The 21,835-nt window shown below is 69.4% G+C and carries 20 protein-coding genes; 10 read left to right on the plus strand and 10 right to left on the minus strand.

The window, feature by feature from the left end:
* The first annotated feature begins 91 nt into the window (after positions 1 to 91).
* From ACFFRH_RS33545 to ACFFRH_RS33560, 4 genes are all read left to right on the plus strand, one after another.
* The gene (locus ACFFRH_RS33545) at positions 92 to 1,147 is read left to right on the plus strand and encodes a carbohydrate ABC transporter permease (protein ID WP_386161436.1); all 1,056 of its coding nucleotides are present in this window, start codon (positions 92 to 94) and stop codon (positions 1,145 to 1,147) included.
* Positions 1,144 to 2,067, plus strand: a complete 924-nt coding sequence (locus tag ACFFRH_RS33550; protein WP_386161438.1) for a carbohydrate ABC transporter permease — start codon at positions 1,144 to 1,146, stop codon at positions 2,065 to 2,067. Before ACFFRH_RS33545 ends, ACFFRH_RS33550 begins: the two co-directional genes overlap by 4 nt.
* 218 nt (positions 2,068 to 2,285) lie before the next feature.
* On the plus strand, positions 2,286 to 3,581 hold the full coding sequence (locus ACFFRH_RS33555; RefSeq protein ID WP_386161440.1) for a beta-N-acetylhexosaminidase: 1,296 nt from the start codon (positions 2,286 to 2,288) through the stop codon (positions 3,579 to 3,581).
* 188 nt (positions 3,582 to 3,769) lie between these two features.
* On the plus strand, positions 3,770 to 5,176 hold the full coding sequence (locus ACFFRH_RS33560) for a cellulose binding domain-containing protein (RefSeq protein ID WP_386161442.1): 1,407 nt from the start codon (positions 3,770 to 3,772) through the stop codon (positions 5,174 to 5,176).
* Here the strand turns inward: ACFFRH_RS33560 and ACFFRH_RS33565 are convergent.
* Together ACFFRH_RS33565 and ACFFRH_RS33570 are read right to left on the minus strand one after the other, a co-directional pair.
* Positions 5,128 to 5,772: an MFS transporter gene (locus ACFFRH_RS33565; RefSeq protein WP_386161444.1), complete on the minus strand. Its 645-nt coding sequence runs from the start codon at positions 5,770 to 5,772 to the stop codon at positions 5,128 to 5,130. The genes ACFFRH_RS33560 and ACFFRH_RS33565 overlap by 49 nt on opposite strands.
* Before the next feature lie 265 nt (positions 5,773 to 6,037).
* Positions 6,038 to 6,661: a TetR/AcrR family transcriptional regulator gene (locus tag ACFFRH_RS33570; protein WP_386161445.1), complete on the minus strand. Its 624-nt coding sequence runs from the start codon at positions 6,659 to 6,661 to the stop codon at positions 6,038 to 6,040.
* A gap of 104 nt (positions 6,662 to 6,765) precedes the next feature.
* On the opposite strand from ACFFRH_RS33570, the gene ACFFRH_RS33575 reads away from it, so the two are divergent.
* The 5 genes from ACFFRH_RS33575 to ACFFRH_RS33600 all read left to right on the plus strand — a co-directional run bounded on the left by ACFFRH_RS33575 (position 6,766) and on the right by ACFFRH_RS33600 (position 11,580).
* Positions 6,766 to 7,974 (plus strand): cytochrome P450, encoded by a 1,209-nt coding sequence (locus ACFFRH_RS33575; RefSeq protein ID WP_386161446.1) that lies wholly within the window; start codon positions 6,766 to 6,768, stop codon positions 7,972 to 7,974.
* 8 nt (positions 7,975 to 7,982) lie between these two features.
* The gene (locus ACFFRH_RS33580; protein ID WP_344747505.1) at positions 7,983 to 8,192 is read left to right on the plus strand and encodes a ferredoxin; all 210 of its coding nucleotides are present in this window, start codon (positions 7,983 to 7,985) and stop codon (positions 8,190 to 8,192) included.
* Between the two features lie 125 nt (positions 8,193 to 8,317).
* Positions 8,318 to 8,761 carry an LLM class flavin-dependent oxidoreductase gene (locus tag ACFFRH_RS33585; protein WP_344747507.1) on the plus strand — a complete coding sequence of 148 codons (444 nt, stop codon included), beginning with the start codon at positions 8,318 to 8,320 and terminating at the stop codon, positions 8,759 to 8,761.
* Between the two features lie 906 nt (positions 8,762 to 9,667).
* Complete coding sequence (locus tag ACFFRH_RS44830) at positions 9,668 to 10,666, plus strand: type IV toxin-antitoxin system AbiEi family antitoxin domain-containing protein (RefSeq protein WP_512701138.1); 999 nt, start codon at positions 9,668 to 9,670, stop codon at positions 10,664 to 10,666.
* A gap of 38 nt (positions 10,667 to 10,704) precedes the next feature.
* Complete coding sequence (locus tag ACFFRH_RS33600) at positions 10,705 to 11,580, plus strand: nucleotidyl transferase AbiEii/AbiGii toxin family protein (RefSeq protein ID WP_386161447.1); 876 nt, start codon at positions 10,705 to 10,707, stop codon at positions 11,578 to 11,580.
* 165 nt (positions 11,581 to 11,745) lie between these two features.
* On the opposite strand, the gene ACFFRH_RS33605 is transcribed toward ACFFRH_RS33600, so the two are convergent.
* Entirely contained in the window at positions 11,746 to 12,639 is an 894-nt protein-coding gene (locus ACFFRH_RS33605; RefSeq protein WP_386161449.1) for an SDR family oxidoreductase, read from the minus strand.
* The gene (locus tag ACFFRH_RS33610; protein WP_386161451.1) at positions 12,636 to 13,889 is read right to left on the minus strand and encodes an acyl-CoA dehydrogenase family protein; all 1,254 of its coding nucleotides are present in this window, start codon (positions 13,887 to 13,889) and stop codon (positions 12,636 to 12,638) included. The genes ACFFRH_RS33605 and ACFFRH_RS33610 overlap by 4 nt, the downstream gene beginning before the upstream one ends.
* Positions 13,890 to 14,046: 157 nt before the next feature.
* Here ACFFRH_RS33610 and ACFFRH_RS33615 point away from each other — a divergent pair, with 157 nt between their 5' ends.
* Positions 14,047 to 14,808 carry a TetR/AcrR family transcriptional regulator gene (locus ACFFRH_RS33615; RefSeq protein WP_344744061.1) on the plus strand — a complete coding sequence of 254 codons (762 nt, stop codon included), beginning with the start codon at positions 14,047 to 14,049 and terminating at the stop codon, positions 14,806 to 14,808.
* Here ACFFRH_RS33615 and ACFFRH_RS33620 read toward each other — a convergent pair.
* The 6 genes from ACFFRH_RS33620 to ACFFRH_RS33645 form a co-directional block, all read right to left on the minus strand.
* The gene (locus ACFFRH_RS33620) at positions 14,793 to 15,401 is read right to left on the minus strand and encodes a GTP-binding protein (RefSeq protein ID WP_344744060.1); all 609 of its coding nucleotides are present in this window, start codon (positions 15,399 to 15,401) and stop codon (positions 14,793 to 14,795) included. The two genes, ACFFRH_RS33615 and ACFFRH_RS33620, sit on opposite strands and share 16 nt — an antisense overlap.
* On the minus strand, positions 15,382 to 15,732 hold the full coding sequence (locus tag ACFFRH_RS33625) for a DUF742 domain-containing protein (RefSeq protein WP_386161454.1): 351 nt from the start codon (positions 15,730 to 15,732) through the stop codon (positions 15,382 to 15,384). The genes ACFFRH_RS33620 and ACFFRH_RS33625 overlap by 20 nt, the downstream gene beginning before the upstream one ends.
* A complete protein-coding gene (locus ACFFRH_RS33630; protein WP_362695154.1) occupies positions 15,729 to 16,154 on the minus strand; it encodes a roadblock/LC7 domain-containing protein in 426 nt (141 codons plus the stop codon). Before ACFFRH_RS33630 ends, ACFFRH_RS33625 begins: the two co-directional genes overlap by 4 nt.
* Positions 16,135 to 18,504, minus strand: coding sequence for a sensor histidine kinase (locus ACFFRH_RS33635; RefSeq protein ID WP_344744059.1), 2,370 nt, complete (start codon positions 18,502 to 18,504; stop codon positions 16,135 to 16,137). The genes ACFFRH_RS33630 and ACFFRH_RS33635 overlap by 20 nt, the downstream gene beginning before the upstream one ends.
* Before the next feature lie 466 nt (positions 18,505 to 18,970).
* Positions 18,971 to 20,362: an MFS transporter gene (locus ACFFRH_RS33640; protein WP_344744057.1), complete on the minus strand. Its 1,392-nt coding sequence runs from the start codon at positions 20,360 to 20,362 to the stop codon at positions 18,971 to 18,973.
* A 135-nt stretch (positions 20,363 to 20,497) separates the two neighbouring features.
* Positions 20,498 to 21,703, minus strand: a complete 1,206-nt coding sequence (locus ACFFRH_RS33645) for a YihY/virulence factor BrkB family protein (RefSeq protein WP_344744056.1) — start codon at positions 21,701 to 21,703, stop codon at positions 20,498 to 20,500.
* Between the last annotated feature and the right edge of the window lie 132 nt (positions 21,704 to 21,835).

Raw genomic sequence — 21,835 nt, forward strand, 5'->3', positions numbered from 1 at the left:
AAAGACCTCGGGCCGGATCCCCACTCACGCGCTCACCCGCTCACTCACCCGCCCCCAGGCCCGTACCCGCTCGCCCGTTCCGAGGAGTGCCATGCCCGCTGCCCCCCAGGCCCCGACCGGGCGCCCGACACGACGGCGCGCCCGCGACCGGGACGCCTCCGCGCCCGAACACCCCGAACAGTCCGGGCACCTCGGGCACTCAGAACACCCTTGGCAGCCGGGACCGTCCTCGGCGCGATCCGGGGCGCGGCCGTCACGGATCGCCGGTCTCTGGCCCTACCTGCTGATCGCGCCCACCCTCGCGGGCACCGCCTACCTGCTGCTCTACCCGCTGATCCGCAGCGTCGTCATCTCCTTCCAGCACTTCAGGACCGGTGAGCTCATCCGGGGCGGCGCGGAGTTCGTCGGCCTGGGCAACTACGCGGAGGTGCTCGGCGGGGCGGAGTTCTGGGCCGTGGTGCGCAGGACCCTGGTCTGGACGGCCGTCAACGTCGTCCTGATCATGGTCGTCTCCACCGCGGTGGCCCTGATGATCGCCCGTCTGGGCCGGGGGATGCGCCTGGCCGTGATGGGCGGCCTGGTGCTCGCCTGGGCCACCCCCGTCCTCGCCGCCACCACGATCTTCCAGTGGCTGTTCCAGTCACGGCTGGGGGTGGTCAACTGGCTGCTGGTCACGCTGGGGTTCGAGTCCTTCAGGGACTACACCTGGTTCGCCGACGGCACGTCCACCTTCGCCATCCTGGTCGCCCTGGTCGTCTGGCAGTCCGTGCCGTTCGCCGCCCTCACCCTCTACGCGGGCCTGACCACCATCCCCTCCGAGCTGTACGAGGCCGCGCGGATCGACGGCGCGAGCGGCCGGCAGGTCTTCACGGCCGTCACCTTCCCCATCCTGCGACCGCTCTTCGGCCTGATCACCTCGCTGGAGGTGATCTGGGTGTTCAAGTGCTTCGCCCAGATCTGGGCGATCAGCAAGGGCGGCCCGGGAGAGGCCACCACCACGCTGCCCGTCTACGCGTTCCAGGTCGCGCAGTCGCTCCACAAGTACGACCTCGGCTCGGCGATCTCCACCCTCACCGTGCTGATCCTGATCGCCCTGCTGATCACCCACCTCCGGCGGATGCTCAAGCACGAAGGGGAGGAACTGTGACGACCACCTTGACGTCGGGCCGACCGGCACCCGGCCGCACGCCACCCGGCCGCCCGACGTCCGGCCACCTGACACTCACCCGCCTGCCACTCGCCCGCCTGCTGCGCCGCGCGCCGCTGAACCTGGCGGCCCTGGCCGTACTCGCCGTCTCGGTCTTCCCCGTCTACTGGATGGTGCTGACCGCGTTCAAGCCCACCCGGGACATCCAGTCGCAGACCCCGACCTTCTGGCCCGCCAACCCCACCCTGGACCACTTCGCGACCGCGGTGGGCGCGGACGGTTTCTGGACGTTCTGGCGCAACAGCCTCACCGTCACCGCGAGCGCGGTGCTCCTCGCCCTCGTGGTCGCGCTGCTCGCCGCGTTCGCGGTGGCCCGGATGCGCTGGCGCGGGCGCAAGGCGTTCGTCCTGATGGTCTTCGTCGCCCAGATGGCCCCCTGGGAGGCGCTGCTGGTGTCGATGTTCATCATCGCCCGCGACACCGGCATGCTCGACAGGCTCTCGATGCTCACCCTGATCTACTTCATGACGACGCTGCCGTTCACCATCGTGACCCTGCGCGGGTTCCTCGCCGCGATCCCTCCGGAACTGGAGGAGGCCGCGCTGATGGACGGGTGCGACCGGGCGACCGCCTTCCGCCGGGTGGTCCTGCCGCTGCTCGCCCCCGGCCTGATGTCCACCTGCCTGTTCGGCTTCATCACCGCCTGGAACGAGTTCGCCTTCGCCAACGCGCTGATCATCAAGAACCAGGACGACCGGACCCTGCCCGTCTGGCTCTCCTCCTTCAGCAACGTCTTCGGTACCGACTGGGGAGCCACCATGGCCGCCTCGACCCTCTTCATGCTGCCGGTGCTGCTGATCTTCCTCGTCCTGCAGCGCAGGGTCACCTCGGGAATGATCGCCGGCGCCGTCAAGGGCTGAGCGGACCTCCGGACCCGCCGACCCCCGGCCTCCCCGGACCCCTCCACCGCCACTCCCTGCCACTCCCCGCCGCTCCACCGCCACGCCCTCTTGTCGCCATGCCCTCCCGCCGTCCACAGGCGTGCCCTCCAGGGAGGGCCCACCGTCCACAGACGCGCCCCGGGAGGGCCCGCCGTCCACGGCGTTCCCGTCCGGGACACCACGAAGGGAAGACCAACGTGATCATTCCGAGGCCACGGGAAGTGGCCGTCGACGGAGGCTCCGTCGCGTTCCGGCGGGACCTCCTGCGGCTGATGCCCGACGACCCGTCCCTCGACGAGGAGGGCTACCGCCTCGACGTCTCCCCCTCCGGTGTCGAGCTCACCGCCGGCGGCCCGGCCGGCCGCTTCTACGGTTCGCGGACCCTCTCCCAGCTGGGGCCGCTGATCCCGTACGGGACGATCGAGGACCGGCCGAGGTTCGCCTGGCGCGGGGTGATGCTGGACGTCGCGCGGCACTTCATGCCCAAGGCGTTCGTCCTGCGCCTCGTCGACCTGCTCGCCGAGCACAAGCTCAACGTGCTGCACCTGCACCTCACCGACGACCAGGGATGGCGCCTGGAGATCGAGCGCTACCCCCTGCTCACCGAGGTCGGCGCGCGGCGCGGCGGCTTCTACACGCGGGACGACGTGCGGGAGATCGTCGCGTACGCGGCGGAGCGCTTCGTCACCGTGGTGCCCGAGATCGAGATGCCCGGCCACGTCCAGGCCGCCGTCGCCGCCTACCCGCACCTGGGCAACGACCCGTCCCGCGAGCTGGAGGTCTGGTCGGAGTGGGGGATCAGCGAGCACGTCCTCAACCTTGAGGAGTCCACCGTCCGCTTCTGCCAGGACGTGCTCGACGAGGTCGTGGAGCTCTTCCCGAGCCCGTACGTGCACGTCGGAGGGGACGAGTGCCCCACCACCGAGTGGGAGCGCGGTCCCCGGGCGCGGCGGCGGCTGGCGGAGCTGGGGCTGGCGGGCCCCCAGGAGGCGTGCGCCTGGTTCATCGGCCGGATGGCCGCGCACCTGGAGAAGCACTCGCGCAAGCTGGTCTGCTGGGACGAGCCCGAGCGCGAGCCCACTCCCGGCACGACCGTGATGGTCTGGCGCGACGAGCAGGCCGAGCGCGGCGGCAACGACATCATCCTGGCACCGCACACGCGGACCTACTTCGACTACCGTCCCTCGGCCGCGCCCTTCGACGACCAGCCGGCCGATCCCGACCGGCCGACCGTCCAGGAGAGCGTCCTCACCCTCGCCGACACCTACGCGTTCGCCCCCGACCCGGCCGCGCGGGGCGTGCAGTGCCAGCTGTGGACCGAGTACATGCCCACGCCGGAACGGGTCGAGTTCATGGCCCTGCCCAGGATGTGCGCCTTCGCCGAGGTCGCCTGGGGCTCGCCCGGCGACTACCCCGACTTCCTGCGGCGGCTCGGCCCGCACCTCGCCCGGCTCAGCGCCCAGGGCGTCCGCGGCGGCCCGCTCATTCCCTGAAGCTCCCCGGAAGCGGTCCGCTCATCCCCCGAAACTCCCCGCAAGCACCCGCCGAAGCTCCCCGGAGGCACCCCGGCTCACCCGCCGAAGCTCCCCGGAAGCGACCCGGCTCACCCCCCGACCTCCCCGTTCCTCAGATCACCCCAAGAACCCGCAAGCCCCGGGAAGCACCCACGAAAGGAAAGAAAGTGCGCAGAAAGCTGTTACTCGGCGGGCTCGTGTCCGCCATGCTGCTCGCGCTGGTGGGCGTCGCGGCCAACCCGGCCAGCGCCCAGCAGTCCCTCAGGCTCCAGTACAAGACGAGCGCCACCGGAGCGACCGCCGACCAGGTCGAGCCGTGGTTCAACCTGGTCAACGGCGGCACCTCGGCCGTGCCGCTGAGCGGCGTGAAGATCCGCTACTATTTCAAGGCGGACGCCGGATCACCGCAGTACCGTTTCGCCTGCTCGTGGGCGGTGGTCTCCTGCTCCACGGTCACCGGCACCTTCGGAACGCTCTCCCCCGGCACGGCCACCGCCGACCGCTACCTGGAGGTGGGCTTCACCTCGGGGAACCTCGCGGTCGGGGCGCAGACCGGTGACCTGCAGCTGCGCTTCCACCGTTCCGACTGGCAGCGGCTCACCCAGAGCGACGACTACTCCTTCGGCCCGGCCCGCACGACGTACGGCGACTGGACCAAGGTGACCGTCCACCAGAACGGCGCCCTGGTCTGGGGCACCTCGCCCTCGGGCGGTGACGGCGACCCGACCCCGACGCCCACCCCGACGATCACGCCCCCTCCCGGGGGCAGCGGGGTGGTGTTCGACGACTTCGCGTACAGCAACGCCGACGACCCGAACATCTCCGCGCACAACTGGACCGTGCGCACCAACACCGGCGGCCCCGGCGTGCCCGGCGCCGGCTGGCCCAAGCAGAACGTGACCTTCCCGACGGTCTCCGGCACCAACAAGGCACTGCAGCTCAAGGCCGTCACCGACGGCACCGCCTCGGGCACCCAGCAGTCGGAGGTGCTGCACCAGCGTAAGTTCCTGGAGGGCACCTACGCGGCCAGGGTGAAGTTCTCCGACACCCCGGTCAGCGGTCCCGACGGGGACCACATCGTGCAGACCTTCTTCACGATCACTCCCCTCGCCGCCGACATGGACCCCGACTACAGCGAGCAGGACTTCGAGTATCTGCCCAACGGCGGCTGGGGCGAGCCCGCCAACATCATGTACGCCACGTCGTGGGAGACCTACCGCAACGAGCCCTGGCAGGCGGTGAACGTGCACACCGAGGTCAGGCAGAGCTACGCGGGCTGGCACGACCTGGTCCTGCAGGTCTCCGGTGGCCAGATCAGGTACTACATCGACGGTGCCCTCTTCGCCGAGCACGGCGGCGACTACTACCCGGAGACGGTGCAGTCGGTGAACTTCAACCTGTGGTTCATCAGCGGCGGCCTGGTCGGCAGCTCGACCTCGCGTAACTACGTCCAGCAGATCGACTGGTTCTACCACTCCAAGAACGAGGTCGTCGCCCCGGCCACCGTCCTGAGCCGCGTCAACAACTACCGCTCCGCCTCGACCACCTGGGTCGACACCGTCCCCAACCCCTGACCGCCCTCCGAGGTGTGAGTACGGCCCGCGGTCTCCCCAGACGCGGGCCGTACGTCTTCCTCGGCGTCCGGCGCCCGTTCCTCGGCGTCCGGCGCCCGGAGGGTGCGGACCTGAGGGGAGAGCAGCGCCGCGAGCGTGGCGACCACGACGAGGCCGGAACAGCCGAGAAGCGCGGCACCGGGGCCGACGGCGGCGGCGACGGGACCGGCGGCGAGGATGCCGAGGGGCGCCAGGGCGAGGGACCCGAACCAGTCGTAGGAGCTGACGCGGGAGAGCGCGTCGGCGGGCACCTCGCGCTGCATGGTGGTGGTCCACAGCACGCCGAACACGTCCCCCGCCACCCCGGCGGCGAACATCGCGACCACGATCGTCCACAGCGGCGCCCCGCCGACGAGGATGAGCAGCAACTGCGGCACGGCCTGGCAGGCCAGCACCAGCGACAGCTGCGCCGGGGTGCTCCCGGGAATCGCGATCACGCCGAACGCCAGGGCCACCCGGGCGAAACCGTCTCCCAGCACGGAGATCGTCCGAGCCGAGGCGAGCAGGACGAAGCGCCTCTCCCTCAGCAGGGCCCGGGTGGGAGAGGACGTCGCCATGTCACGTCAGCGTAGACGCGAAAACGCCGCCCGTGGCATACCAGGTTGACCGCCCGATCGGAGGTATGGACCGGCGCGACCGCACGCCGACCCGCATGGGGTCACGCGGCGCATGGGGTACGCGACCCGCATGGGCGCACGCGACCCGCATGGGCGCACGCGATGCGCGTGGACGCACAAGGCTCACATGGACGTACAAAAGTCCCGCGTGGGCGTACGCGACGCGAGAGGAGGCCCGGTCAGGACGTTGCCGAAGAGGGTCCGGTCAGGACGGCTGCGAGGCGGCGGCGCGGAGGGCCGAGAGGGCGAACTCGATGGCCTGGCGGCCGGCGTCCAGCATCTCCTCCGGTGAGGCGCCGTTGCTCATGCTGACGAAGGCGGCGAGCTTGGCCCCGCCGACCACCGCGCCGACGAGCGCCGACGCCTCGATGAGGTTCAGCTCCTGCGGGCACGCCCGGTGCAGGGCCTCGGCGAGCTCCCGCTGCCCCTCGAAGAGGAGCAGCAGGCCCCGTGCCTGCAGCGAGGGGACCGTCATGACGAGGTAGTTGGCCGGGCCTATCTCGCTCTGGAGTTGCTCGTCGAGGGCGAGCGCGGCGAAGCCGGAGGCGATGGCGCGGGTCAGCAGGTCGATCGCCCGGTCTCCCGGACGGGCCTCCGCGATCACCTTCAGCACGCGCTCGACGCCGTCGCGCGAGTTGTGGAAGATCACGTCCTCCTTGCTCGCGAAGTAGCTGAAGAAGGTGCGCGTCGAGACGTCGGCGGCCGTGGCGATCTCCGAGACGGTGGTCTGCTCGTAGCCCTTCTCCATGAAGAGCTCCAGCGCGGCGGCGATGAGCGCGTGCCGGGTGCGGAGCTTCTTGCGCTCACGCAACCCCAGGACCTCACTCATGCGGGCAGCTTAATGCATCTAGTCATACTTTGCACGTATTGTAATTTTGCATTCGATGTAGTTTTCTGGATGGGACGAAGCGCATCGCCGCAGAGGAGTGCGAGATGACACAGTCCCACCCGGCCCATCCGGAAGCGGTCACCTTCCCCTTCGGACGCCCCAGTCCCTTCGAGCCGCCCGAGCGCCTGGCCTCGTTGCGCGAGGAGCGGCCCGTGACCCCGATGGCCTACCCGGACGGCACGACGGGCTGGCTGGTGACCGGCTACTCCGCCGTACGGGCGATCCTGGCCGACCCCCGGTTCAGCTCCCGGCGCGAGCTGCTGAACGTCCCGGTGCCCTTCCCGCTGATGCAGGAGATGCGCCGCCCGGCCGACCCCGGCATGTTCATCCGGATGGACCCGCCCGACCACACCCGCTACCGCAAGCCGCTCACCGCGCAGTTCACGGTGCGGCGGATGAAGCAGCTGGAGCCCAGGATCCAGGAGATCACCGAGGAGCGGCTCGCCGCGATGGAGAAGGCCGGGCCTCCCCAGGATCTGGTGCGGGAGTTCGCGCTGCCCATCCCCTCGCTGGTGATCTGCGAGCTGCTCGGCGTCCCGTACGCCGACCGCGACGAGTTCCAGCGGTTCACCGCGGTGCTGCTCAACCTTGAGTCCTCCGTCGAGGACATCCGCGCGACGATCGTCGGCTTCGGGGCGTTCTTCGCCCGGCTCATCGAGGCCAAGCGGGCCGACCCGGCCGACGACCTGCTCAGCGGCCTGATCACGAGCGGCGAGCTGACCGACGAGGAGCTGAGCAACGTCGGGTTCCTGCTGCTCGCCGCCGGGCACGAGACGACGGCGAACATGCTCGGCCTCGGCACGTTCGCCCTGCTCCAGCATCCCGACCAGCTCGCCGCGCTGCGCGCCGACCCCTCGCTGATCGACAACACGGTCGAGGAGCTGCTGCGCTACCTCGGGATCATCCACGTCGGCCCGCTCCGCGCGGCCCTGGAGGACGTCGAGGTGGAGGGACAGCTCATCAAAGCCGGAGACCCGCTCACCCTCTCGATCGTGGCCGCCAACCGCGACCCCGCGCGCTTCTCCGACCCCGACCACCTGGACATCACCAACCCCGCGACCGGGCACCTGGCGTTCGGGCACGGGCTGCACCAGTGCCTCGGCCAGCAGCTCGCCCGCGTGGAGATGCGCACCGCGTTCCCCATGCTGTTCGACCGCTTCCCCGGCCTGCGCCTCGCCGTACCGGCGGAGGAGGTCCCGATGCGCGACACGATGTCCATCTACGGTGTACGGGAGCTGCCGGTCAGATGGTAGGAGGGGATATGAAGATCACCACAGACCTGGGGCGGTGCATCGGAGCGGGCATGTGCGTGCTCACCGCGCCGGAGGTTTTCGACCAGAGCGAGGACGAGGGCACCGTCGTGCTCCTCGACGAGACGCCCCCGCCCGAGCTGCACGCCGCCGCCCGACGGGCTCGGCAGCTGTGTCCCTCGGGCGCCATCTCGGTGAGCGAGCAGGACGGCGGATCCTGATCACTCGGCTACGTGATCAGGCGACCGGCGGGACGTAGGGGAGGGCCCGGCAGGAAGCCGGCCGGGCCCATCTCGCTCTGGAGTCGCTCGTCGAGAGCGAGCATGGCGAAGCCGGCTTGGCGGCGATGCGGGCCTGCTGGGGTCCCGACCCCGTCGAGCACCACGGCCGGTACTACGACATCCCGGCGTCCATGGTGGGGCCGAAGCCGTTCGGGGAGACCATCCCGTTGTTCGTCGGCGCGCTGACCCGGCACACCATAGAACGGGCGGCACGCATCAATGACGGCTTCGTCACCGTCGCCCTGGACTGGGACGAGACCCTGACCAGGATCCGGTGGTATCGGGACGCGGGCGGCACCGGCACGGTCGTGGTGAACACGATCCAGGCCCTCCCCGGCACCCCGATCACGCCCGCCACGTTCACGGACGCCGTGCTGACCGACCTCGACCGCGCCGCGAAGGCCGGTGCCGACGAGATGCACCTCACCCTCAACCTCAAACCCGTCGCCCCGGACGACCAGGTCGAGTTCCTGGAGGCGCTCGCGGACAAGCTCGGCCTGCCTTCCTGACGGCTTGTCCCGTTCACCTGTCTTCACCGGAGGATGGTTCCCGGTGGAGACGGTGCCCTGGCCACCCCTCACACAAGCACCTCAGAACGACAGACGATCGCCCGGGTCAGCCCGCCGGAGAACACCCATGGAATGAGCGAACGCCCAAAAATTCGGCAAATCTGCCATGCTATCTGCGACCAGCCTGTCACAGACCATGCGGCAGGAACGAGCCTCCGGTGCGCGAAGCAGGATGAAAACGTTCGGTTCCTGGACCCGCAAATGCCAGACCTTCAACTTCTCCGGCGTCGGCGATACTCGGTTTTCACGGGCTTGAGACGGGCACGCTTGGCCGTGATCGCCTGGCGGTCCAGGATCCGGCCGCTCTCTCGTTCAGCGATGAACCTCTGTCGACGAGTTCGCAACGCGGCTTGCGCCTTCGGCCACCAGTCAGCGTCATGGCGTATCTCTACCAGCCCACCGGAGGCGATCAGACGAGCGGTCTCCTCCTCGGATAGCTCCTCGCCCACCCAGCCAGGGATCCTGCGGGATACGGCTGGTGTGCGGCGACGCTTCAAGTGTCCTCCCGAGGTACGGCTGTCATCTCCGGGCACGAAACAATGATCTTCATCTTAAGTGCGAAATCCGGCCGTCCTCATTTCACCGCGCCACGCCCACCGCCTGGGAAACTCGTACACCACCTCCGTGGACGCAACCGGACACGGCTCGGGGCGGTGCCCTCGGCGCGGGCCCGGTGATCCCACGCAGAGCCGGAAACGAGAGCCGGGGGCCATACCGTCGCGGCCCTCGCGATGCCCCACTCCGGCGTGTATCACGGCGATGCGTCCAAGATTTACTTTCTTCAGCACAGCAATAGTTACTCTTAGGTCGTAACTATCGCTGCATAATGTGTGTAGCCTTTGCTGTGTGAGGCGAGACCAAGCACTTAGGACCGTAGGGAGACAGGCGGCTGATCAGTGGGGCCTGGTGACGGCGGCTCAGGCCAAAAGCGCGGGTCTCAGTGCCGTGGATCTACTACGGCTGGTTGAGGCCGACTTCCTGGAGAACGTTGGCCGTGGCGTCTACCTCGTCACGGGTGCTGTGCGGCCTGAGCATCTGGACATCAAAGTCGCCTGGCTACGGCTTGAGCCCAAGCTACCGGCGTGGCAACGCCACGACCTTGAGACGCATGGCGGAGTGATCTCTCACGGCTCAGCCTGCGAGCTCCACCAACTCGGGGATCTTCCAACGTCTCTGGTGGAGATTTCCGTACCTCGCCGCCGTACCACCCGCGAGCATGGAGTACGCATGCATCTCGCCAAGCTCGAAGCGGCCGATGTCGTGCTGATTGACGGCCTTCCGGTCACCACGGCCGAGCGAACCGTGGTTGACCTGCTGGCCGCACGCGTGGACGGCGCGCATGTCGGTGGAGTGATCACCGATGCCGACCGGTACGGTTTGACGAACCGGGATTCTCTCGGTCGGCGTGTCGCACGTTTCGCGGCAGCCTACGGCCTGCCTCGCTCGGCCTCGGGGCGGCAACTGCTGGAATATCTGGCGGAGCAGGCGGACACGGGACTTCCCGTCAAGGAAAGCACACGTCTCAGACAAGAAGATGTCGTCGAGGGCTTCGTCTCCGCACTCGCGCTACTTTCCGCTCTTGACGAAAACCAGGTGAAACAGCTTTTCGCCGACCACCCCGGCATCCTCGCCGGCCTAAGAGCCCAAAGCGCCTCATCACTCGCCGGACATCTGGCGAAGAGCGAAGCCACCCCATTGCCGACGATTAACCGTCAAGCCTCTCAAGAAGCCCGATCTGCCGCCCGCCCTCGCGCCACAAAAGCAAATCAGGGTGGCGCAGACCTCGCCGCCCGGCCATCAACCGCAGAAAGCAGCGACAAGACGTCTTCCGGAGAAGCCAAGTGACTCAGCTCTATACCACCCCCAGAGCAGTTGAGATGGCCATGAAGAAGCTCTTGGGATCTTTTGCCAAGCAGCATGAACTTAACCCGTCCCTGGTGTTTCGCAGCTTCTACTTCAGCCGTCTGGTCACGCGAGTCTTTCGTCATGACCCTGATGGATGGCTCCTCAAGGGAGGGCAGGCCCTCCTGCTGCGTTACCCGGCTCAAGCTCGCCTGAGCCGGGACATCGACCTGCAACGTTCCACGGCACAGAGTGTCCGGGAGGCACTGAGCGCGTTGCTCGATGCCGCCGCGCTTGATCTGGGCGACTTTTTCACCTTCAGCCCTACCAGCACGGTTGAACATTCCGATGAAGTCGGCGGCGCCAAACAAACCTTCACCGTCACCCTGGGCACTCGCGTACTCGACACGATCAAGGTTGACCTTGTCACCGGACGATATCCCACTGAAAATCCTGAAAGGGTGAACCTCGCATCGAGTTCCCTTATGTCTTGGCCGGATGATTGGCCGTTCGTTCGGCTCTATCCACTCGCTGATCATGTGGCAGACAAGATCTGCGCCATGTATGAGCGTCATCAAGGTGCCCCGTCCACCCGTTTTCGCGACCTCGCCGACCTTCTGCTGATCAGTCAGAAAGAAAGTCTGAGTGGAGCTGCGGTGCAAATCGCGCTCGGCAGCGAAGTTCGTCGTCGCACCGGACTGGGAACGGACTTGAGGTTGCCGGACCGGTTCGTCTTCCCCGGCCCTTCCTGGGCCAAGGGATATCCCATCGCCGCGACCGAGGTGGCTGGGCTCCGGGGGTGTCTTTCCCTGGCCGATGCCCAGGTGGCGGCGGAGGCGTTCATCACTCCCATACTCACCGGCGCGTCGTCGGGGTGCTGGAATCCTCACACGTCGGCATGGTCGAACGTCGGCTGAACGGTCGCTTGGCGGTCCTGCGGCACAGGACGGGACCTGCTGCCGGTCGAGGTCCCGCACTCGGCACATGGCCGACTCCGCCGTTCCGATCGCCCTGTACCGGGACAACGCCGGCGACCGGCCCGAAGATCCTGTCACCCCTACGAGGAGTCCTGCGGAACCGGCTCAGGTACGCGGACCCGGGACGCGGCGGAAGGTGAAGGGCTCGCTCTCGCGGCCCGGGATGACGAACCAGCACTCGCCGGTGCCGTCGCTGTCGAGCAGCCGGAAGAACGTGTCGACGACCGACGAGACGTCCAGGATCGGGAAGCCGAGTTGCTCCAGCACGGCCTTGCCCTCGCCGAGGATCGCGGTGTCGGCGAACGACGGGCACAGCGCCTGCACCCTGATCCCCCGCGGCCGGAGGTCCTCGCCGAGCGAGCGGACGAGGCCGACGACGGCGTGCTTGTTGGCGGCGTAGACGGGGTCGGACGGGATGCCGACGATGCCCGCCATGCTCGCGGTCGCCACGATCGTGCCGCCGCCCGCCGCGCGCAGGGCCGGGATCGCGGCGTGTACGCCGAAGACGACGCCGTCGAGGTTCACGCCCATCGCCAGGCGGTAGCGCCGGACGTCGAAGTCCTCGCCCAGCCCGAAGCCCGAGGCGATGCCCGCGTTGAGGAAGGCGAGGTCGAGCCTGCCGTACCGCTCGACCGCGGTCGCCACCGCCGCCTCGTTGTCCTCCAGCCGCGACACGTCGCAGTGGACGTACGTCGCGCCCAGCTCGTCGGCGAGCTTCCCGCCCGCGACGTCGTCGATGTCGGCGAGGACGAGGCGGGCCCCGCCCGCGGCCAGCCGCCGGGCCACGCCCGCGCCGATGCCGTTGCCGCCGCCGGTGACGAGGGCGACCTTGCCCTCCAGATCGTCACCGCGGACCACGTTGAACGTCTCCGCCGAGATCTCCGGGCCCTTCGCGCCCAGCCCGCTGAGCAGCCCGCCACCGCCGCCCTCTCCGGTGAACCCGGCGGACCTTGTGGCTCCTGTGGACCCGGTGGACTCGCCTGTCTTCTCCGTGCTCACAGTGGCAACCCTCCGGTGGCGGCGTTGGTCGAGCCCGTGCTCCGGTACGCCGCGATCGTACGCTCGGCGATTCGCATCTGGTGAATCTCGTCGGCCCCGTCCGCGAAGCGGGCCCAGCGGGCGTGCTGGAGCATCTTGGCCAGCGGGGTGTCGGTCGAGTAGCCGAGCGCGCCGTGCACCTGGATCGCCCGGTCGACGATCCGGTTGAGGCTGTTGGCCACGAAGTGCTTCGACATCGAGACCTCGGTCCGGAAGTCCTCGCCCCTGTCGATCTTCGAGGCGGCGTGCAGGACCATCAGCTTGCACTGGTACAGCTCCATGGCCGAGTCGGCGATCAGCCACTGGATGCCCTGCTTCTCGGCGAGCAGCGATCCGTGGCTGTAGCGGTTGAGCGCGCGGTCGACCATCATGTCGAGCGCCGTCTCGGCCTGGGAGATCCAGCGCATGCAGTGCGCCAGCCGCGCCGGGCCCAGGCGGTACTGACCGAGCCGGTGGCCGTTGCCGCGCCCGCCGAGGATCTGGCTGTCGTGCACCCGCAGATCGGTGATGACGATCTCGCTGTGGCCGGTGGAGCCGTGCATCGTCTCGACCTCGCGGACGTCGTTCCACCCCTCCTGCGGGAGGTCGACGAGGAAGGCCGTGTTGCCGCCGCGCGAGCCCTCGGGCACATCGAGCTCGGTCTTGGCGATGAGGATGGCGAAGCTCGAACGGCGGGCGTTGGAGATGAACCACTTGTGGCCGTTGATGACCCACTCCTCACCGTCCTTGACGGCGTGGGTGCGGATGAGCGTGGGGTCGGAACCGGCCACCTCCGGCTCGGTCATCGCGAAGCACGACATCTTGTGACCCTTGAGCAGTGGTCTGAGGTATTTCTCCTTCTGCTCGTCGGTCCCCCAGTGCAGCAGCGTATGCATGTTGCCCTCGTCGGGCGCCGAGCAGTTGAGGACCCACGGCCCGAGCCGGGTCTTCGCCGCCTCTGACTGCACCATGGCCAGCTCGACGTGGCCGAGGCCCATGCCGCCCCACTCCTCGGGCATGTGCGGCAGCCACAGCCCCTCGGCCCGCGCCTTTTCGCGCAACTCGAAGATGACGCGGATGTACTCGTCGCGCGAGGTCGCCTTCGCTGTGTCGTCGAGGTCGTCGAGGTCGTCGAAGCCGCTGACGGCCGGGATGATGGTCTCCTGGACGAAGGCCCGCACACGGCGGCGGATCTCCTCGTGCTCGGGGGCGAGGGTGAAGTCGATGGCCATGGGGTCCTCCCCTTAGCGGCGGCCGACAGGTCCGGAGGGCCGCCGGGCGGGTGTGCCGCGGCCTTGATGCGACTGCTTCATGATTTGATACACATGCATTATTACCCTAGCGACCGGTGCGTTCACCGGCAAGACACCGGCAAGGCAGGAGCACGGCATGCCCCCTAACCCGGAAGCGACCGGCAGGCGCCTGGTCGCGGCGGCCGAGCGGCTGTTCGCCGAGCGCGGGATCGACGGCGTGTCGCTCCGCGAGATCAACGGCGCCGCCGGGCAGCGCAACTCGACGGCGCTGCAGTACCACTTCGGCGACCGCGCGGGCCTGCTGGGCGCGGTGCTCGCCAAGCACCATCCCGAGATCGAGGCGCGCCGCCACCAGCTGCTCGACGAGTACGAGTCCCGGGGCGACCTCCCGGAGGCCGAGGCCCGCCGCACCCTCGCCGCTGCGCTCGTACGCCCGATGGCCGCCAAGCTGGCCGACCCCGACGGCGGCCGGCACTACCTGCGGATCATGGAGCAGCTCGTCCAGCGCACGCCCCTCCCCGCCACACGAAGCACGGACCCGGGCCAGAGCATCGACCGGTGGCGCGAGCTCGTGGCCCCGCTGCTGTCCGAGGTCGCCCTGCGCCGGCTGCACCAGCGCTTCATGGCGATCCGGGTCACGTACGTGGAGCTGGCCCGCCGCGCCGCCGGGCCCGAGGGAAAGGACGACAGGCTCTTCACCAGCCACCTGATCGACGTCGTGTCGGCCGTACTGGCCACCGAGGTCTCCGAGGAGACCGCGCGGCTCCTGGGAGAGCGCGACAGGAGGCGCGACGAGCGTGACAGGGAACGTGACGGGGAAGTCGTGAGGGACCCGGTCTCCGGCACCGCCGAACGCGGCGGGGAGGAAGGGGGTCCCGGGCCTCAGGCGCCCGCGTGAGCCGCCTGGAAGGCGCCTCCCGCCGAGTAGGTGACCAGCGTGGTCAGCACCTCCTTGACCGAGTCGCGCCTGCGCACGTCGCAGAGGATGATCGGGGCCACCCCGTCCAGGCCCAGCGCCCGCCGCACCTTGATCGGGTCGTGCCGCCGCGCGCCGTCGAAGCAGTTGACCGCCACGACGAACGGGAGCCCGCGCTGCTCGAAGTAGTCCACGGCGGGGAAGCAGTCCTGCAGGCGGCGGGTGTCGGCGAGCACGACCGCGCCGAGGGCGCCGACGGACAGCTCGTCCCACATGAACCAGAACCTGTCCTGGCCCGGGGTGCCGAACAGGTAGAGCCAGAGCCCGTCGCGGATGGTGATCCGGCCGAAGTCCAGCGCGACGGTCGTGGTGATCTTGGACTCCACACCGGCGGTGTCGTCCACGTAGATACCGCGCTCGCTCAGCAGTTCCTCGGTGTGCAGGGGCCTGATCTCGCTGATCGTGCCGACCATGGTCGTCTTGCCGACCCCGAAACCACCGGCGACGAGGATCTTGATGGCCATGGCCGGGCTGTCGGCCGGGGTCGTCCCCGGCTCAGAGGCCGCGTATTCCATGCAGCACTTCCCTGTAGATGCGTTCGTCGATCGTCTTCCCCATCGGCCGGGGCCTGTCGATGGTGAGCAGGCCCTCGCGTCGGAGCTCGCTGAGGATTACGCGGGTGATGTTGAGCGGCAGCTTGAGGTGCGCCGCGACGTCCGCCACGGGGGTGGGCCGGCGGCACGTGGACAGCACCTCGAGATGCTCGGGCATCAGCCCGACCGGCTCGAAGGGCATGTCCACGGTCGTGACGATGGCCACCAGGTCGAAGCTCTCCCCGACCGGGCGGGCCCGGCCACCGGTCACCCCGAAGAGCCTGACGAGGGGCCCGGGATCCTCTCCCGTCACGTCCTCGCACCGTTCCAGGCTGGCGCCGGAGCAGCTCCCCTCGGCTGCGCGGACAGGTGCTCGCCGACGCGCTTGACCAGCAGCGCCATCTCGTAGGTCACCATGCCCAGTTCGGCGTCGCCCGCGGCCAGCACGGCCAGCCTGGCCCCCTGCCCCGCCGCGGTGACGAACAGGAAGCCGCCCTCCATCTCGATGATGGTCTGCCGCACGCCGCCGAGGCCGAAGTGCCGCCCCGCGCCCAGCGCGAGACTGTGGCTTCCCGCCGAGATGGCGGACAGATGCTCGGCGTCCTCCCGGGTCAGCTCCCGGGAACCGCCCATCGCCAGGCCGTCGGCGGACAGCACGATGGCGTGCCGGATACCGGTGACCCGCTGGGTCAGGTCGTCGAGCAACCAGCTCAGTTCAGATCTGGGGTCGGGCATCGGAGTGGCCGTCCTTTCGCTTCCACACGTCCAGTTCCTGCTCGGCCTGGCTGCGGCCCTGCTGCCAGCCTCGTTGCATGGACGACATGAGGTTTGAGAGCTCCTCGGGAGTTCGCGCGGTGATGTCGCGCTTCTCGGGAGAACGTGTCTGGCGGAGCTGGGGGGCCAGATTGGCCTGCCGTACCCGCATCGGCAGCCCGTCCAGGTCGTCGTCGGTGTCGGGTACGTACACGGCCCGCCGCACCGGCGTCGGGGAGGCGTTCGGAGTCCCGTTCGGAGTCCCGTTCGGGGACCCGTTCGAGGAGGCGGCCGGGGAACCGTTCGGGGAAGCGGGAGCCTCGCGCCGCTCCTGGGTGGGGAACCAGCTGTGCGTGGTCTCGGGAGCGGTGGCCGTCACCTCCTCCTGCGTACCGGAGAGGACCTTGGGCCACTCCTCCGGTGACGCGCTCAGCGCCCGGACGGGCCCGCCCGCGTGCGCGCCGCCCTGGCGCGCCCGGTGCGGCACGCCCTCCGCGGCCAGCGACGCGCAGGTGGCGAGCAGGTTCTGCGGCAGCAACACGATCGCGGTGGTGCCGTCGTACGGCGAGGGGCGCAGCACGACCTTGATGCCGTGCCGGGCGGCGAGCCTGGCCACGACGAACAGGCCGAGCCGGTCGCTGTCGGCCAGGTCGAACTCCGGCGGATCGGCGAGCTTGGCGTTGAGCTCGTCGAGGTTAGCCTGGCTCAGTCCCAGACCCCGGTCCTCGACCTCCAGCGCGAAGCCGTTGGCCGCGACCATGCTCCGTACGTGCACCACGGTGTTCGGCGGCGAGAAGATGGTGGCGTTCTCCACCAGCTCGGCGACGAGGTGGATCACGTCGGTGACCGCGGCGCCGATCAGCAACGGCGCCTGCGGCATGGGAAGCACGGTGACGCGGGTGTAGTCCTCGACCTCCAGCACGGCGCTGCGCACCACGTCGAAGATCGGCACCGGGTCGCGCCACCTGCGGGCCGGGGCCGCGTCGGACAGGATGATCAGGTTCTCCGCGTGCCGCCGCATGCGGGTGGTCAGGTGGTCGAGCTTGAAGAGCCCCTCCAGGGTCTCCGGCTCCTCGACGCGGCGCTCCATCGTGTCGAGGAGCGTGAGCTGGCGGTGCAGCAGCGCCTGGTTGCGCCAGGCGAGGTTCAGGAAGACCATGCCGACGCCCTTGCGGAGCGTGGCCTGGCCGACCGCGGCCTCCACCGCGGTACGCCGCACGCTGGAGAAGGCGTTCACGACGCGGTCGACCTCGGCGGTGTTCGCCCGGGCCAGCTCGGGGGCCTCCGTCGCCGGGTCCACGTCCTCGCCCCTGCGCAGCCGCTCGACCAGCCGGGGCAGCCGCTCCTCGGCCAGTTCCACGGCCGAGGCCTGGAGCCGCTTCAGCTCGGCGATCAGGGAGCGGCCGAACCGGTAGGAGACCACGATCGAGATGACGATCGCGAGCAGGCCCAGCCCCAGGGTGAGCCCGATCCGCAGGTACGCGGCGCTCTTGAGGGTGTCGCCCCTGCCCGTGGAGCGGGCCAGTTCCTGCACGCTCTGCTTGTTGACGGCACCGAGAACGGCCTCGGCGTCACGCTTCCACTCGGCGGCGTCCAGCGGAGGCTTACCGATGAGGTTCCACGAGAAGATCCTGTCCTCGTGGGCATTGAACCGCAGGTAGGCGGGGTTCTGCAGGAACGTCTCGTAGTCCGCCCGCAGGTCGGGACTCATGTCCCGCTCCGCGTAGACCAGGTAGTTCCTCCGGCTGGTCATCGCCGAGACGAAGGCGGCGTGCTCGGCGGGCGTCATCTCGCCGCGCTTCATCGCGGCGGTGAGCACCGCGTGTTCCCGGCCCGCGAACTCGCTGGTGGTGCTGTAGGCGCCCATGCCACGGACGTTGCGGAAGGACGTGAGGTCGGCGATCGCGCTGGAGTCACCGAACTGCCGGTTGGCGACGCTGATGAACTCGTTGTAGCCGTCGGTGACCTGGATGGGGGTGATCGCACCGCTGTCGGCGAAGGTGCGGACCTGGATGAGCGCGTCCATGGCCGCCTCCAGCGACCGCACGTCCTTCGGGGCGTTGTCGGGCTCGTAGGCGGCGGCGGAGGCGATCGCCTGGCGCACCAGGTCCAGCTTGCTGTTCGTGACCCGTCGCTGCTCGGAGAGCGCCCTGCTCTGGGCGGTGGCGCCCGCCGCGTCGGCGGAGAGCTGGCGTTCCCGCTGGATCTCGACGATCAGCTGCCGGATCGGCGCCCCGATCACCTGCCAGCGGGTCTGGGTCTGGGCGATGCCGGCGACCTGCGCGACGGTCGAGTAGGCGACGAACGCCCACAGAATGATCAACGAGAGCACAGGGAGGATGAGGATCCGGAGGATCTTCGAGCGAATCGGAGGGGGGGAACTCATTCGACTTGTCCAATCCGCGGTTCCTGCGCGTAGCCGACAGCCGCGGGCGTGAAGTGCCCCGCGGTCGCACGCCGCGACTGGTGCGTGTGTGATTCGACACACTATGCCCATGGGACATATCGCGCTTCAAGCCACCGGAGCGAATATTGAGTATCAATGTTCATGGTGAGCAGGGCGACCTCACCCCCGTGAAAACCGGGGTTTCCGGCAATCACCCAGCTCATACCGGGTGCCGTCCGCGGGCGAGCCCTCCTTCGCCGTCACCACGGATTGACATCATTCCGTCACCATCCGGCGCCGTCCGGCGGCCGCCCGTCCGGTGACGGGCGGCTGAGCCGGGGGTGGGTGGCCGGGCCGGGGGGGTGGCCCGGCCGGGGGCGGCGGTGGGGGCGCGCTCGGCGGCGGGCCGAGGTCAGCGGCGGGCCGCCTCGAGGACCCGCCGCGAGTCGCTCTCGAAGAAGCCCCGCGCGGACAGGGTGAGCAGGCCGCCGATCACCATGGGCACGATGAGCACGTACATGGCGGAGATGAGCGAGCCGGTGCCGTCGGAGGCGATGCCGACGACCAGCGGCCCGAACGCCGCGCCCGCGGTGATGAGGACCTGGAGGACGGCGAAGCCGAGGCCCCGGGAGGACGCGCTGATCACGTCGGCGAGCGAGGCGGTCATGTTGGGGATGGCCATCGACGTCAGCACGCTGGAGGCCGTGACCACGACACAGAAGGCGGCCAGGGAGTCCATCGTGAGCGCGACGGCCAGGACGAGCGACCCGGCCGTGATGCCCCCGCCGCCCGCCAGGAGCCTGCCGCCCTTGCGGGTGCCGTGCCAGCGCCGGCCGAGCCACGAACCGATCAGGGTTCCCGAGACCACGCCGACGATGGTCATGAGACCGCCCAGCGAACCCGCGGCGGCGGGGCCGATGCCGAAGTTGCGCACCAGCAGCGACGGCAGCCAGTAGAAGATCCCGGCGAGGCCCAGGCTGAGCAGCATGAGGCCGATGGAGACCGCGAGCAGGGTGCGGATGGTGAGGACCTCGCGGAGCTGGCGGGCGAACGGCGGCTTGGGAGCGGGAGCCCCGGCGGCGGCGAGGCCGGGATCGACGCCGAGAACGGGATCGGCGTCGGCGCCGGAAGCGGAACCGGCGTTGGCGGCGTTGGCGACCAGCCGGTCGAGGTGACCCCTGACGGGCTCGTTCAGCCGCCACACGAGGAGCGCGGTGAGCGCGCCCGGCACGACCATGATCAGGAACGCGCTGCGCCAGCCGAACGCCTCCGCGAGCACGCCGCCGAGCAGTGTGCCGATGCCTCCCAGATAGGTGGTCACGCGGGTCCAGCCGTAGGCCTGGGCGCGGGTGGCCGGGGGGTAGTAGTCGGCCAGGAGGCTGCCCGCGGCCGGATTGTCGATGCTCTCGGCGGCGGCGAGGAAGACGCGCATCGCGTAGAACATCGCGAACCCGGTGGCCAGTCCCGAGCCGAGCGTGGCCAGGGCCCAGCAGAAGACGACGACGGCGATGATCCGGGTACGGCTGCGGCGGTCGGCGAAGTACCCGGCGGGCAGCGCGACGAGCGCGGCCGCCAGGGCGGAGGCGGTGGGTATGGAACCGGCGACGGTGTCACTGAAGCCCCACTCGGCCTGGATGAGCGGCAGCACTCCGGACAGCAGGTTGAACTCGATGCGGTCGACCAGCCCGACGATGAAGAGCACGACCAGGGGTGCCCAGCCGTAGGGGGCGCGGGACCCGGCGTCGACCTCCCCGTTGCGGGGCGCTCCGAGTTTCAGGCGTGGGGTGGTGGGCGTGTCGACCATGCGCCGGCCTTCCTGTAGCCAAAATCTAGAATCCGCTTCTAGAGCTTTGTTATGGAGGGTGGCACAGATCACAGCGCCGGTAAATGGCCGAAACCCGAGACACGAGGATTCGGCGTGTCGCGGAGCCCGGTTCTCCTACGGGCCGTCGCGGAGGAGGGACAGGAAGGACACGGAAGGATCGCCCACCGGACCCCGCGAGACATCCGGCCCCCGCGAGACATCCCGGGCCAAGCCCCTGCGCCTGCCCTGGGAGCTCGTCGCATCGCCGGGCCGGGAACCCTCCCCCGCGCCCCGGAAGCCCTCACGCCCGGCCTCGGACTCGGGCTCGAACTCGGACTCGGACTCGGGCTCACGTACGGTCTCGGGGTCACGCACGGTCCCGGACTCACGTGCGGCATCAGGCTTACGTACGGCCTCGGACTCACGCGCGATCTCGGACTCGCGGACGGCTTCCGAGCGGGCGCGGCGGGCGGCCAGGTCGATCATGGTGCCCTCGCCGGTGGCGGTGAGGGCGGCCGCGAAGAGGATCAGCTGATTGAGGATCTTGAGGAAGACGAGCATCCCGACGGCACCGGCGACGACCTGGTAGGCGGGATTGCCCGCGGCCATCTCCAGATAGACCTGTCCCAGGGACTTGAGAACCTCCAGCCCCGCGGTGACGAGCAGAGCGGGCCAGATGACCCGGCGCAACGACAGCCGCAGGCGCGGCGGGCCGCAGAGCAGGGCGACCGCCAGCAGGGCGTTGACGGCCAGTCCGATCACGAACGCGGCGGCCGACAGCAGCCACCGCGACAGCGTGTCGTCGACGCCCACCGTGTGCAGGAACAACCAGTTCAGCACCGCTTCCGCGACGAAGGCCACCGCGAGCGAGACCGACAGCAGCAGCCCCAGAGCGGCCATCACCCCCAGGTCGATGATCTGGCGCATCACGAAGCGGCCCGGGTACTCCTCGATCCGCCAGATGGCCCTGATCGCCGAGCGCAGGGCGTCCATCCAGAACAGGCCGGTGAGCGGCAGGCCGACGAAGGCGATCGCCCCGGCCGTGGTCCTGGCGCTCTGCAGCGCCCGCACGTCCAGACGCGGGAAGTTCTCCGAGAGATAGCCCTCGACGGCGTGCACCACCTGCGGGTCGTCGAGGACCTGCCCGATTACGGCGAAGCCGAGCAGCCCAAGCGCGAACACGGCGAAGAACGAGTAGTAGGTGAGCGCCGCCGAAAGCCGTCCGGCGTCCACCTCGTCGTAGCGCACTCCCGCACGCACCAGATGGTCCAGCCAGCCGTGGCGACGGCGGGCACGCGTCCACGCCCTGGAGATGCGCGCGGTGAGACCCGTGACCGTCATACCAGGGCCTTTACCCCCGCCCCTCCCACCTACCACAACCGGGGCGCCTCAGCCGCGCGCCCCGCTCCCGGTGGTCACGCGCCGCACGTGACCACCGGCCGTCACACCGTCCCCGGAACACCCTGCCGCGAC

The sequence above is a fragment of the Streptosporangium vulgare genome (assembly GCF_042428775.1).
Taxonomy (GTDB): Bacteria; Actinomycetota; Actinomycetes; order Streptosporangiales; family Streptosporangiaceae; genus Streptosporangium; species Streptosporangium vulgare.

Excerpts from the sequence above, each read along its gene's own strand:
- ACFFRH_RS33565 (WP_386161444.1), bottom strand. The coding sequence starts at position 5,772 with ATGGCGACGTCCTCTCCCACCCGGGCCCTGCTGAGGGAGAGGCGCTTC.
- ACFFRH_RS33615 (WP_344744061.1), top strand. The coding sequence starts at position 14,047 with ATGCCCCCTAACCCGGAAGCGACCGGCAGGCGCCTGGTCGCGGCGGCC.
- ACFFRH_RS33645 (WP_344744056.1), bottom strand. The coding sequence starts at position 21,703 with ATGACGGTCACGGGTCTCACCGCGCGCATCTCCAGGGCGTGGACGCGT.
- ACFFRH_RS33630 (WP_362695154.1), bottom strand. The coding sequence starts at position 16,154 with ATGCCCGACCCCAGATCTGAACTGAGCTGGTTGCTCGACGACCTGACC.
- ACFFRH_RS33575 (WP_386161446.1), top strand. The coding sequence starts at position 6,766 with ATGACACAGTCCCACCCGGCCCATCCGGAAGCGGTCACCTTCCCCTTC.
- ACFFRH_RS33545 (WP_386161436.1), top strand. The coding sequence starts at position 92 with ATGCCCGCTGCCCCCCAGGCCCCGACCGGGCGCCCGACACGACGGCGC.
- ACFFRH_RS33585 (WP_344747507.1), top strand. The coding sequence starts at position 8,318 with ATGCGGGCCTGCTGGGGTCCCGACCCCGTCGAGCACCACGGCCGGTAC.
- ACFFRH_RS33570 (WP_386161445.1), bottom strand. The coding sequence starts at position 6,661 with ATGAGTGAGGTCCTGGGGTTGCGTGAGCGCAAGAAGCTCCGCACCCGG.
- ACFFRH_RS33580 (WP_344747505.1), top strand. The coding sequence starts at position 7,983 with ATGAAGATCACCACAGACCTGGGGCGGTGCATCGGAGCGGGCATGTGC.
- ACFFRH_RS33600 (WP_386161447.1), top strand. The coding sequence starts at position 10,705 with ATGAAGAAGCTCTTGGGATCTTTTGCCAAGCAGCATGAACTTAACCCG.
- ACFFRH_RS33640 (WP_344744057.1), bottom strand. The coding sequence starts at position 20,362 with ATGGTCGACACGCCCACCACCCCACGCCTGAAACTCGGAGCGCCCCGC.
- ACFFRH_RS33610 (WP_386161451.1), bottom strand. The coding sequence starts at position 13,889 with ATGGCCATCGACTTCACCCTCGCCCCCGAGCACGAGGAGATCCGCCGC.
- ACFFRH_RS33620 (WP_344744060.1), bottom strand. The coding sequence starts at position 15,401 with ATGGAATACGCGGCCTCTGAGCCGGGGACGACCCCGGCCGACAGCCCG.